Source organism: Brumicola pallidula DSM 14239 = ACAM 615 (assembly GCF_000428905.1).
GTDB lineage: Bacteria > Pseudomonadota > Gammaproteobacteria > Enterobacterales > Alteromonadaceae > Glaciecola > Glaciecola pallidula.
Map to the genome: position 1 here is coordinate 79,823 of NZ_AUAV01000025.1, position 12,647 is coordinate 92,469.

A 12,647-nucleotide genomic window follows, 5' to 3' on the forward strand; every position below is an offset into this window, starting at 1 on the left:
TGTCTGACCGAATGCGTATACATAAAAAAACCATGTGGATGTTAATAACTATGACAAACCCATAATATTCAAGTTAGTGAAGGGAAAATAAATGGAACCTAACAAAACTGATAAAAATGAACACGGTATTGCAAACTTTATGGCTTTGGAAACCGCCATAGCAAATGGTGAAGAGGGGGTAGTCAAAGACTTATTGGATAACCAAGGGATGCAAGAACTTACGAATGCATTGACCACTTCAATCTCATTGATACCGATATTCGTCTTAATCCTCTTTATTAGGAAGGTATTTATAGCCATTTAGCATTGCCGAAACCAGCGCTGTTTTCTCTTTACGCTCGCTTATAATAACCCCGATAATATGCAACGGGATCAAGAGTAAAAGCGTATAAAAAGCATAAACATGTGCAGTGATAAAAGGTGCTCGAATTTCGCGCATTGCTTGGTAGGCTTTTTCATCAACATTTTCTTTAGAATAAGGCTTAATGAGGTCAATTTTACTGCTATCAACCGCGATACCTTCAGCAAAATATTGGCCTAAGGGCGGATAGTAAATATCAGTACCTGCTATAACTAAACCGCTAACCATTTGCACACACATTGATAGCAATAATGCGCCTACCATCAACTTACCTAGTGGGTTGTGTCCTTTATATTTTTTGTGAGGATGGTGCTTAAGGTCGGCTAACTCCTTAGTAAAACCTTTAACAAAAGGTAAGGTTTCACGCCAGCGTTCGTATCCTTTACCACAAAAACCCATCACTAGCCTTAACAGTAAATTGCTGGCAAACACATAACCCGTTATGACATGAATGGTTTTAAGCAAAATTTTACCGTCTACGCTTACGCCCAAAGTCTTCGCATTGAAAATAATTAAGCCTAGAATTAATAGTATCGTAATTGCCAACACATTCAGCCAATGGAAGAGTCTTAAATATCTACTCCATACATAAACTTGTTGGAATTGGTTATTCATGTTCACCTCGTTGTATTTAGGAAGCACGCCGCTCAAAGAGTGTAAAACGTATCGCTATTAGATACATTGATCTGAAGCACTAATACTATCTTTGCCAGAGAGACGTTAATGAGGGCCACTCAATGCAGCGTTTAAAATGATTGGCGGTAAAGTGTTTAGTAAGTAAGCTATCGATGCTTTCTGATTGATATCATAGTGTAGACTTAAGCAATTCAACATCGGTTGAATATAGTAAGTACATCGTTTATTCTTCGACTCCCGCAAACGCTGAATTGATTATCGGAACAAATAATGACAGATCGCTCTCTTCGCCTGCTGCTAGATTTTGATGGCTGCGCCCAAAGAGATAACGGGCAGGCCTCTGTATTTCTGCACAGACGCGATCGCAAGTTTGCTCTTACCTGTGAAGAGCAGGGGGTAAAACCCAGCCCTCAGCGTTGGATTGCCTATATAAATCGTTTTAGCGACTCAGATCCTGAATTAAATCAATCAACCAAACTGCTGCGTTTCTGGCGGCGAGTTAACAATGGCTTTGTTGCTTTAGGCGCACTATTTGGCCTATTGAGCATGCTCGCTTTACTGTTTTATGATGGCGGTCAGCGTATTAACATTACGGTTATTATTGCCTTTGTCGCTTTTCAGCTCTTATTGGCGCTGCTCACCACCGTTCAATCATTGGTCGGCTGGCAACCATGGCGCTCCTTACTGCAACGTTTTGGCAGCCATTCGCAGTCAGAAATTGTATCACATGTTCAGCCAGTGCTGATGGCACGATCAGCACACATGGGAGGCTTGTGCTTTGCATTAGCAGGCTTAATAAGCCTATTAGTTATGGTGCTACTGCAAGACCTTGCATTCGGCTGGAGTACAACATTGGAGACTAATGCTAGTGCTTATCACGCAATCATTGCAGTGATTTCGGCGCCCTGGGCTTGGCTTTGGCCGGCGGCTGCGCCTGAACTAGGATTGGTAGAAGCCACTCGATTTTTTCGTGCTAGTGGCAGTCAAGGCGATACAGACCCTGCGCTATGGGGCCAATGGTGGCCTTTTATTGCTATGCTTTGGACAACGTGGGCATTGCTGCCTCGTTTAATTTTATATTTGGTAGCTGGGGTCTTGATCCGACGCAAATCGCGGCAACTATTAGGCAAGCATCCAGCAATGCGCGAATTGATGTATCGCATGGAAACTGAAACCCTCGACACCGGTAACGAACATAACGATGCTTTAGACTTGCCTGATCTTAAAACTCAATTGGCGCTCACGCCATTACCAAAAGCCAGTATTTTGTTGAGTTGGGCAGGGGCTGGCGATTCAGAACTGCCAATATATCTGACTCATTCAAAAAGTATGCTGGCAAAAATAGGCGGAAGAGTAAAATTGTCAGAAGATCAAAGTACCTTGGAGCAAGTGGCGACAAAACTTGCACAGGAATCGAATCGTAGCGTGCTGCTAGCTACTCGCAGTTGGGAACCTCCTACTGGGGAGTTGGAAGACTTCATCACCAGAGCGCAAGAGCGCTGGCCAAAAGGTTCTCGATTGGTATTAGTGCCGCTAGCTACTAACACTGCACTGCAACCTGAGCAGCATCAATTGCTACCGTGGCTTAGGTTTGCTTGTCGCATTCCAGCAAAGTTTGTGTCCGTAAGTATTATGAGTTTAGATCACCTTAGTTCCACTATTCAGGAAGGACCTAAAGAATGAAAAGTGCACCCAACTTTGCTGTGGTAGGCCATCCAAATAAAGGAAAATCTAGCATAGTGGCTACGCTATCGCAAAACGATGCTATTGCAATTGCGCTAGAACCGGGGACCACGAGATCACGGCAAGCTTATCCATTAAAAGTTGATGGAAAAACACTTTATACTTTGATAGACACCCCCGGTTTTCAGCGACCTAGGCGTGTATTAGAGTGGCTAGAAGCTCACAGTGTTTCTGCGTCAGATCATAGCGAAACGCTTCGAGCATTTGTGGTACAGCATAAAAGTGACGAACGCTTTAATGATGAATGCGAGTTGCTTACGCCATTAATTGACGGTGCAGGGATTATTTATGTAGTCGATGGCTCTGTGCCTTATAGCGCTGAGCACGAGGCTGAAATGACTATTTTACGATGGAGTGGTAGGCCTAGCTTAGCGTTAATCAATACCATTGGTACCGACGATTACAGTGATACTTGGCAGGCGGCATTAGGTCAGTTTTTTCAAGTAGTGCGAAAGTTTGACGCTGTGCGAGCACCATTTGAACAGCACTTAAGCCTGTTGCGTGCATTTGGACAGTTGGAACCTGACTGGGAAAAAACACTGGAAAATGCCACACAGTTTCTATCTAAACAGCGTCAGCAAAGACAATATCAATCGGCTGGCATTATTGCTAAAGCGTTGATCGATATGATGTCTTACCAAGCAAAGCGTACCTTAGCAAATAATCAATCCACAAGCACAATCGACAATAGTCTTGCAGAAGAATTAAGGACAAGTTGGTATCAGCGGCAACGAATGCGTGAACAAACGCTTCGGATAGACATTGAGCATTTATATCAACATCAGCGTATTCGCAGGCAAGAGGCTGAACTTCAATGGCACAGCGATAATGACCTATTTTCAGAGGATAGCCGCAATCATTGGGCGGTAAGTAAACGATACTTGGCCACTGCAGGATTTGGTGCCGGTGCGCTAAGCGGTGTTGGCATAGACGCGTTAACTTTTGGCTCATCGTTTGGCACCGGAGCGCTTTTAGGCGGCTTACTCGGTGCTGCAGGAAGTTACTACTATGGAGGCAAATTGCTATTACCCGCGCTAAAAATTGGGCTGCTTAACAATGGCCTCAAAACGGCCACTTTTGGTCCCGTACAAGACAGCCAATTTGCTTATGTGGTTTTAGGGCGTGCCGTTGATCACTGGTGGCACATCAGTCATCGCAATCATGCGGGAAGGGATATGCTTGATTTAATACCTGCAGATAATCATTGGATAGAAGGCTTAGATAAAGAAAGCCGCAAAATTATCCAGAAAACCTTGGACAAAAGCCGCAAACAGCAGAGCTTAGACGAAAGTCTGCAGAATAAATTCCATGAGGCGCTAGAGAAATGCATCGCGGTTTATGAAGATTGGCTCACGAAAGCCGATATTTAACTATAATTATGGTTTTACGCCTAAAATTGAAGTTGAGAGACCTCTGGTAGTACTATGGAGCTTGGGTTGCAGCGATAGATATTTTAAACAATAAGCCCCGAACACTTTTATTAGGGGCTTTTTATTTGCGCTGCATAGTTTAAGAAATAGACTATTTATTGAGTAGTGTAATTAAGCTCGATGTGTCAAAGCGTCGACCACCGTTGGCTTGTACTTGACCATAAAACTGATCAACTAATGCGGTGATAGGCAAGTTTGCACCGTTAGTTTTTGCTTCATCTAATACAATGCCTAAATCCTTTCTCATCCAATCAACGGCAAAACCAAAGTCGAATTCGCCTTTAATCATGGTGCTTGATCTATTTTCCATTTGCCAAGACTGGGCAGCACCTTTAGAAATAACATCGACAACCTGTGTTGGATCAAGTCCAGCTTTACCAGCAAAATGAAGTGCTTCTGATAATCCTTGCACAATGCCCGCAATACAAATTTGATTGACCATTTTAGTTAATTGACCACTACCACTAAGCCCCATCAATTGATGCTTTTGTGAATAACAATTCAACAATGGAATAACCGCATCATATGTCTGCTCATTGCCGCCAAGCATTACAGTCAACTTTCCATTTTGAGCGCCGGCTTGGCCACCTGAGACCGGCGCATCTAAGAACTGTATTCCCAAATCGTTAGCAGCTTGAAACAATTCACGAGCAAGTTCTGCGGAAGTCGTGGTGTGGTCAATAAGTATATCACCAGCTGACATGCCAGCTAAAACACCGTCTTCTCCATACACTACAGACCTAACATCATCGTCGTTGCCAACACACAGTAAAACCACGTTTGCTTCTATCGCGGCTAATCTTGGCGTTACTTTTAACGATCCTTTGGCATATTCATTGACCCAACTCGTTGCCGTTGCCTCTGTGCGGTTGTAGACAGTGGTATTAAATCCGGCATTTGATAAATGACCGGCCATAGGATAACCCATAGCGCCCAACCCAATAAATGCGACATTTATACTCATCATTATTCCTCGTTAAATAGCGGCATTGGCCACTTTACTTATTTGTGTGCAGTTTGCCCATAGTATCTATTATTGTTGAGTCTTTCAGCTTATTAAAAGAATCAATTTGTTCCTGTCACATGTATCCAAATGCATTTCGGTGTCATGAATTAATAGTATGTGCCAAACGGATACATATTTAATAATGTTGATTACAACTATCGATAAAGAAAAGTAATCGAAGATGCGCACAGCAATGGGCCAAGAATTTATTTCAGAATATTGATTATCGGAATATATTTTATTGGTTTGGTTGTAGAACTCAAGGTAGCCAACAAGTTAGACCATTCATAATTATTCCTTAAATATTTAAAACCCGATTGAATACATATAGTTGCGTTAATTTTATTTCTAATGTATTGAGTTTTTGGTGTCTTAGATTGAATAGAATTCTCGATTCAAGGTAAGCATACGGTTTAATGAACGTAGAAGCGTCATTTCAAATCATCCTAAATTCGTAAATTAGACACAAAATATAGTTATCCACTATTCTGGATAACTATACACAATTGCGTATAATGTATATTATGTTAAATTGATAATATATACACAATGTTATTCACAGGCCCTTGTCGTGTCGTTTCTAATCCAGAACTAGATTACTGTCTACCGCACCTAGATTATGCAAACAGTCCCTACCCCCTAAACTAAGTGTGTTTGGTGAAATTTAGAAGGCTCGTGAGAGTAATGTGTTGTTAGATATTCTATTAGTGGGTTTATTTTGTTTTGCTGGACCTAAAAAAAAGAAATTGGTTTTGAATAATGGACTTGATGGTGTCAAAGATTATATCGACTGGTTAAGGTCTTCTGCAAAGTAGTTAATTGAGGATAGAACCATTTCCCTGTTCTTTGATGTTGTGTTTGTTCAAAGTTGAAAGAAAGACACGTGATTTAATATTTAATCAAATTAAAACTCGTCAAATACATAGTCTAAATCAGACATCACTACAAAATTTATAAATATTACGCATACGTGATGATGCCTTTTGGCCCTCATTGATTGATACGCTTACGCAGCCCGCTGATGGCAATCCACTAATAGTTTGGGTGAAGCAAGCGTTTTAACCTTAATTGGTAAAGCTAAAAGATAACGGTAGTTAACAGTGCTCGACTGATTTATAGGTAGTGTTGTTATGCGATATAGGAAAACATTGAGTTTGTGTTCCCCTGCCCCAAATTTGGCGACCATCCTAATTATGCTGCCACTGAATACCGGTAAACCATTGCACTAGGATAATTTGAATAGTGTTTTTGAAGAAGTATTGAATTTAGTAATTAATTGACTAATAAAAGAAGATAAAAGGCCACGTGCACAATAGATTAAGGTTATTTCATTTAATTAGCTGAGGCTTACTTGGACTGCTAATACTCTTCAAATTCACAGGTATGTTCGGCTGATAATATTCCTTGGCAGTCTCTTTCAGTGGAAAATTATCACAATCACTAACAGAATTATGTATGCCGTTAATTCAATTATTGTGGCTACCTATGTTTTTAGTTAGATATTCAAGAGGACTATTTAGACTGCTAGATATGTAGTTAATTTGTGTTGAAAGAGCTTTTCTGGGCGGTCGCTACAGTAGACCGTATGAGCCCTTTTGGTAAGACGGACACCCACTACTTATTTAACTGTAGGAGGTGGCATCATGTTTGCTTTTTTTATGCATTATGTTTTGTGCCCAAGTCGCGGGTTAACCCATTCTTTAATCGCTTGAGCTAAGCAGCTCGTGTCTTACGTTTGCTATGTGTAAGTACCAGCAATACCAAACCAATCACTGCCACAACAGCACCAATTGGTTTACCCAGGTCAGACGACAGATTGAAGCCAATGGCCGCGGTCATAATATATGAAACCGTCACAGCGGTAGCGATCACAGCCGGAATACTGGCAATCCAATGAAACGTACCTCGGTCAAATAGGTATTTAGTGGCTAGCCACAATACGCTAGTAGATAACAACATATTAGAAAAGGCGAAATAACGCCAAATCACGGTGAAATCCAGCTTAGTCATAAAATAAGCAATGGTAAGAATAGGTACGGCTAACAACATACGGTTACGTAAACTTTGCGGAATATTAAACGCATCAACCATCGTTAAACGCAGTGAACGAAAAGCCGTATCGCCAGATGTGATGGGGAAAACAGCAACAGCAATAATCGCCATAATGCCGCCAAATACACCGAGGTAACTGTTGGCAATATGGTTAACCACCAACCCTGGCCCGCCTGCATCGAGCATGGTTTTAAGTTCAGCATAGCCATCAGGGAAAGCCGCAATGCCCGCCAAGGCCCAAACACAAGCCACTGCACCTTCACATACCATGGCGCCGTAATACACCGGGCGCACATATTTTTCGTTTGTTAGGCAGCGGGCAATGATAGGTGCTTGGGTGGAGTGAAAACCACTGATGGCCCCGCATGTAATCGTGATAAATAGCAACGGCCAAATAGGTAACCCATCCGGGTTCGGTTCTAAAAAATTATGGGCATGATCGGCGGTAAAATAAGCTAAAAAATCCCCAGTAACGGGTAAATGTGGCGCGTTGATCAGCAGAGATATAGCAATAAGTGAGGTCATCACTATCATCAAACCACCAAAAATTGGGTAAAATTTAGTGATGATTTTATCTATCGGTAATAAAGTGGCTAAAAAGTAATAACCCAGAATCACTAATACCCAAAAGGTATTATTAGCTAAAAAAGTGTCTTTAAAATAATCCAAGTTACTCAACAAACCCGCGGGGCTCATGATAAACACCACTCCAACAAAAAACAGCAACATGGCGGTAAATATCAACATAAAAGCTTTAAACACTACGTTATAATAATGCCCAGCAATTTCGGGTAGACTTTTACCGTCTTCTTTAACGCTCATCACACCAGAGAAATAATCGTGAACAGCGCCGCCTAAAACGTTGCCGAGCACAATCCATACTAAGGCAATCGGGCCATAAAGTGCGCCAAAAATAGGCCCAAAAATAGGCCCAACACCAGCAATATTTAAAAACTGAATTAAAAAAGCTTTAACTGGGTGAATAGCCACATAGTCGACACCTTCACTAAAGCGAGTTTGTGGGGTGGCCGCAGTGGGGTCGATCCCAGCTTGTTTTTCAACGAATGGGCTATAAAATTTATAGCCCAGGACTAATATAGTGATACAGATAAAAAAGATGATCATAACAACGCATATCTCTGTTCAGAGTAATTCAAAAAGAGCGCGACAAACGCACTCCGCCATTCTATTCATGAATATGTTTAATAGATTAACAAAACGTTAATTTAAGATTGAGATAGTACCAAACTAGACGATAACAAAAAACGCATAACATGGATTAATATGATGACTACACTGTTGCCTGATCCATCTTTGACAGTGGGATTGAAACCTACCTGTGTTAATACAGTAATGGTTTTTTTTACGCTTAAAAAAGCGAAGACATTCAAAGTGACTCGCTAGTTATCGAAAACAGACTTTTGCTGTTGAAAGCGAAACAACTTTCATACATTGTCTTATTCGAGGAAGTATCGCCACAAGTAAATGACCTCTTTACCTCTGGAAAAGAGTCCCATGAAAATGAACTTATAGTGGCTCTAACATAAGCGGCGCTATTTCAGACTTATACTTTGTTTATCTCTCCAAAGAATGAATAGACCCGATACAACAATCAGGCCACAACCAATCAGCATCGAAGTACTTAGTTGTTCGTCAAAGAGTAAAACGCCAAAAGCAATACCAAATAGCAACCGCGTATATCTGAAGGGAGTCACGGCTGAAACCTCTCCGGTACGCATCGCTTTCATCAAGCTGGAATAGGCGACAACACCCGACAACACGGCAGCCAGAAGGTAGAGCGAGGTCTCTAAATCAAGATAAATGAATGGCACCGCTTCCCATACCGAAAAGAGAGCACCAGCAAGGATGACTGAAATAAATCCGTACAAGCCTAAAATCGATGTGCTGAGCGAGGACGGCGCAGCGCGGCTTGCTAAATCGCGACCAGCAAAACCGAGCATCCCAAAGATTGCCAGAACCGATAGTATTGAAAAACTATCAGTCCCAGGGCGAATGATAACAACAACCCCCACCAGACCAAGAAATATCGCTGCCCACCTTCGCCGCCCCACTCTTTCGCGAAAGATCAGTGCCGCACCAGCAACGACAACAATCGGTGTTGCCTGAAGAATTACGGTTGCCGATGACAACGGAGTCAGCGTAATGGCAAGTACATAAAACAAGCGACCAATAATCTCAAAAAGCACACGAAACCGCATCGGAAGGGATACAACAGCTGAACTGAAAAGGCGCTCTCTCTTAAAGATAGCTAGGCAAGCAAACAAGAATGCGCCACCAAGACCAAAAATTATCAGAATTTGTGCGACAGGAAGCTTTGCTGAGACTGCCTTGACAAATACGTCTTCGACAGCAAAAGCTGCCATCGCAGCAACCATCCAGAAGCTACCTATCAAGTTTGCTCTGCGATCGGTTTCGAAGTCTACAGGCATAAGAACACCGTTTCTCTTGTGCAAAAACTTTATCATCACCTTGTACTTTATACAGATGTTCACGACGTTACTGACCCACATCCACGGTAACAGGTGCTCTGTTCAATATCGTATACACATGGGTGTCCACAATGTTTGCGGTCTTGAGTCGCAAATATGGGATCATTATCCAATACACTAGGTCTTTGATTGAAATCTTCCATAAAACTAATGAGGCTTAAATTGGAGTTACTAATCTATAGAATAATCGCTTTAATAATCATAGCGATGGTCGCTAGTAAAGAAACTCCTGCAATACATAAAAAGATGAACCAAAATAATCGTTTGGATCGTTTTTCTGCCATTAGTGATAACTCTCTTCAGGCTTCACTTTTCCTCTGAAAACCCAATACGCATATGCGGTATAGGAGAGAATCAAAGGTATCAAAATCGCTGTGCCTACCAAGGTGAATTTTAAGCTGGGATCGGGGGCGGCGGCTTCCACTATTGTCAGGCTAGGCGGCACGATGTTGGGATAAAAGCTAATAATGATGCCAATAAAACTAAGCACAAAAATGCTCAATGAAGCCAAAAATGGCTGTACCTCTTTGTGTTTTTTTAATCCGGTAAATAATAGACATGAGCAAAGTATTAGCAAGCCCTCGCATTTTAACTTGGATACCTCCTTCTGTCTTAATGATCAGCCAAGTGGAACCAAGCAAACTATAACCAACAACAACGGCACAGCCTGTCAGGATTGAGAATGGACTTAACCAATCCCACCAACCACCAGCATAAGCACGATCAGCAATTTTGATGCCTTGTACTAGGGCTCCTAGAGCAATACCTTGCATGAATGCTGCTGTTATAGAGCCACCAAAAAACGCAAAATCCCAAACAGGTTTCCAACGATCCGTTCTCCAGCGATATTCAAAAGCGACGCCGCGAAATATTAACGCTAACAGCATTATTATAATGGGCATATATAAAGCAGGCATGATCACAGCATAAGCTAACGGGAAGACTGCAAACAAACCACCTCCTCCCATTACTAACCATGTTTCATTCCCATCCCAGACAGGCGCTATGCTATTCATCATGACAGACTTATCTTGTTCCGAGTCGGCAAATGGAAAGAGTATGCCAATACCAAGGTCGAAACCATCCAATATTACGTAGGTGAGTACTACAAATGCGATAATCATTGCCCAAACAAATGATAATTCAAACTCCATGCTGGCCTCCTGATTTTTGGTTGTTAGCAATTACTGTGCGGATGGGACGATCTTTTAATCCGAGGGGCGAGTTTGCAGCGGGTTTGCTCATCATGCGCAAGATATAAAAGGTACCTGCGCCAAATACGAAAAAGTAAACGATAATAAACGCCACTAGAGAGACTGCCACCGCGGGCGCGGCAATCGGTGAGAGGCTATCCGATGTACGTAATAGACCATAAACGGTGAAAGGTTGACGACCCACTTCTGTTGTTATCCAGCCTGCTAATACGGCTACAAAGCCCATTGGCCCCATGATAATCGCGGCAAATTTTAACAATTTATCCTCATAAAGCCTACCGCGGATCCGTCTCCAAAAGCCCCATAAGCCTAGACCTAGCATAGCCACACCTAATCCAACCATCACCCGGAAACTCCAAAAAACAATGGCAACTGGCGGTTCATCCTCATCGGCAATAGTGTCCAAACCCGCAAGAGGAGCGTTTAAGTCGTGCTTCAAGAGAAGACTAGAGAGTTTGGGTATCTGAATTGCATAATCAATCCGCTTTTCCTCGGCATTAGGTATACCGAAAATAATAAAAGGTGCACCTTCTGAATGACTATCATAATGCCCTTCCATTGCCATAACCTTTGCTGGTTGGTGTTCCAGCGTATTCAAACCATGAAAATCACCTGCTAGGATTTGTAACGGAGCAACTACTATCAGCATCCACATAGCCATTGAAAACATGCGGCGTGCTTCACCATCGGCTTTGTCGCGAAGCAGATGCAAAGCAGCTACACCGCCAACAACTAGCGCAGTGGTGAGAAAAGCGGCTAACACCATGTGTACCAAACGATAAGGAAAGGAAGGATTAAAGACAATTAGCCACCAGTCAGCTGGCACAAACTGTTCAAATTCATTAATGCTATAGCCCGCTGGCGTGTGCATCCAAGAGTTTGCAGATAAGATCCAGAAAGCTGACATCAGGGTGCCGAAAGCAACCATACCAGTAGCGAACATGTGTAAAGAATCGCCCACACGTTCACGCCCAAATAACATAACCCCCCAAAATCCAGCTTCAAGGAAAAAAGCAGAAAGTACTTCATAAGCCATCAGTGGGCCTAGTACCGGACCAGTTTTATCAGAAAATACAGCCCAATTAGTGACAAATTGATAAGACATTACAATGCCTGATACAACCCCCATTCCAAAGGCAACAGCGAAGATCTTTTTCCAATAATTAAACAAGAGTATATAGGATCCGTCGCGCGTCTTTAACCATAAGCCGTTCAATACGGCTAGGAAACTGGCAAGTCCGATCGAGAAAACGGGAAATATAATGTGAAAGGAGACAGTGAAAGCAAACTGCATTCGAGCAAGTGTCTCGGCAGTCAAGTTCTCTAGTATTTTGATGACCTCTTATTAGTAATTAGTTGAGGATCAGTACATTAACAACAAATTGACATCCTCCCCGCCCTAAAGGGCGGGGATCCCTGCGGGTGAACGCAACTTCTGCGCCCTACCTTCGGTGGGTTCCTGCTTCACAGAGCGGCCTGACTGCGCCGACTCTCCACAGGCTAACAAGCGATATCCTCGCTCTAAAACATTGATCGCGCCGACCACATCGGCATTATTTGCATAACCACAATCGACGCACAGGAACTGTGCTTGCGTGAGTCGATTGTCTTTACTGACATGCCCGCAGCACGGGCATGTTTGGCTGGTGTGGTGCGGCGGCACCGCAAGCAGCATACCACCGTTCCATGCCACCT

At 42.6% G+C, this 12,647-nt stretch carries 9 protein-coding genes and 1 pseudogene; 3 read left to right on the forward strand and 7 right to left on the reverse strand.

Annotated elements, in window-relative coordinates:
* The first annotated feature begins 91 nt into the window (after positions 1-91).
* Complete coding sequence (locus G399_RS22285; RefSeq protein WP_006014923.1) at positions 92-304, forward strand: hypothetical protein; 213 nt, start codon at positions 92-94, stop codon at positions 302-304.
* On the opposite strand, the gene G399_RS0110315 is transcribed toward G399_RS22285, so the two are convergent.
* Positions 266-976 (reverse strand): cytochrome b/b6 domain-containing protein, encoded by a 711-nt coding sequence (locus G399_RS0110315; RefSeq protein WP_006014921.1) that lies wholly within the window; start codon positions 974-976, stop codon positions 266-268. The genes G399_RS22285 and G399_RS0110315 overlap by 39 nt on opposite strands.
* Positions 977-1,267: 291 nt before the next feature.
* Between G399_RS0110315 and G399_RS0110320 the strand changes: the two genes are divergently transcribed.
* Together G399_RS0110320 and G399_RS0110325 are read left to right on the forward strand one after the other, a co-directional pair.
* Positions 1,268-2,680: a DUF2868 domain-containing protein gene (locus G399_RS0110320; RefSeq protein WP_006014917.1), complete on the forward strand. Its 1,413-nt coding sequence runs from the start codon at positions 1,268-1,270 to the stop codon at positions 2,678-2,680.
* Entirely contained in the window at positions 2,677-4,110 is a 1,434-nt protein-coding gene (locus tag G399_RS0110325) for a GTPase/DUF3482 domain-containing protein (RefSeq protein WP_006014914.1), read from the forward strand. Before G399_RS0110320 ends, G399_RS0110325 begins: the two co-directional genes overlap by 4 nt.
* A 151-nt stretch (positions 4,111-4,261) precedes the next feature.
* Here G399_RS0110325 and G399_RS0110330 read toward each other — a convergent pair whose 3' ends face one another.
* From G399_RS0110330 to G399_RS0110355, 6 genes and pseudogenes are all read right to left on the reverse strand, one after another.
* Positions 4,262-5,134: an NAD(P)-dependent oxidoreductase gene (locus G399_RS0110330; RefSeq protein WP_006014911.1), complete on the reverse strand. Its 873-nt coding sequence runs from the start codon at positions 5,132-5,134 to the stop codon at positions 4,262-4,264.
* A 1,755-nt stretch (positions 5,135-6,889) separates the two neighbouring features.
* Positions 6,890-8,353: a carbon starvation CstA family protein gene (locus tag G399_RS0110335; protein WP_006014908.1), complete on the reverse strand. Its 1,464-nt coding sequence runs from the start codon at positions 8,351-8,353 to the stop codon at positions 6,890-6,892.
* Between the two features lie 428 nt (positions 8,354-8,781).
* Positions 8,782-9,678 (reverse strand): DMT family transporter, encoded by an 897-nt coding sequence (locus G399_RS0110340; protein WP_006014906.1) that lies wholly within the window; start codon positions 9,676-9,678, stop codon positions 8,782-8,784.
* A 343-nt stretch (positions 9,679-10,021) separates the two neighbouring features.
* Positions 10,022-10,892 (reverse strand): annotated as a pseudogene (gene cydB / locus G399_RS20530) (cytochrome d ubiquinol oxidase subunit II).
* The gene (locus tag G399_RS20535; protein ID WP_006014900.1) at positions 10,882-12,246 is read right to left on the reverse strand and encodes a cytochrome ubiquinol oxidase subunit I; all 1,365 of its coding nucleotides are present in this window, start codon (positions 12,244-12,246) and stop codon (positions 10,882-10,884) included. The pseudogene cydB and the gene G399_RS20535 overlap by 11 nt, the downstream one beginning before the upstream one ends.
* Positions 12,247-12,351: 105 nt before the next feature.
* Positions 12,352-12,647, reverse strand: a 296-nt coding sequence (locus G399_RS0110355) for a zinc ribbon domain-containing protein (protein WP_026843641.1), incomplete at its 5' end; no start/stop codon positions are given.

Bases quoted from the DNA above. Each gene is read 5' to 3' on its own strand.
- G399_RS22285 (WP_006014923.1), top strand. From the start codon at position 92: ATGGAACCTAACAAAACTGATAAAAATGAACACGGTATTGCAAACTTT.
- G399_RS0110315 (WP_006014921.1), bottom strand. From the start codon at position 976: ATGAATAACCAATTCCAACAAGTTTATGTATGGAGTAGATATTTAAGA.
- G399_RS0110320 (WP_006014917.1), top strand. From the start codon at position 1,268: ATGACAGATCGCTCTCTTCGCCTGCTGCTAGATTTTGATGGCTGCGCC.
- G399_RS0110325 (WP_006014914.1), top strand. From the start codon at position 2,677: ATGAAAAGTGCACCCAACTTTGCTGTGGTAGGCCATCCAAATAAAGGA.
- G399_RS0110330 (WP_006014911.1), bottom strand. From the start codon at position 5,134: ATGAGTATAAATGTCGCATTTATTGGGTTGGGCGCTATGGGTTATCCT.
- G399_RS0110335 (WP_006014908.1), bottom strand. From the start codon at position 8,353: ATGATCATCTTTTTTATCTGTATCACTATATTAGTCCTGGGCTATAAA.
- G399_RS0110340 (WP_006014906.1), bottom strand. From the start codon at position 9,678: ATGCCTGTAGACTTCGAAACCGATCGCAGAGCAAACTTGATAGGTAGC.
- G399_RS20535 (WP_006014900.1), bottom strand. From the start codon at position 12,246: ATGCAGTTTGCTTTCACTGTCTCCTTTCACATTATATTTCCCGTTTTC.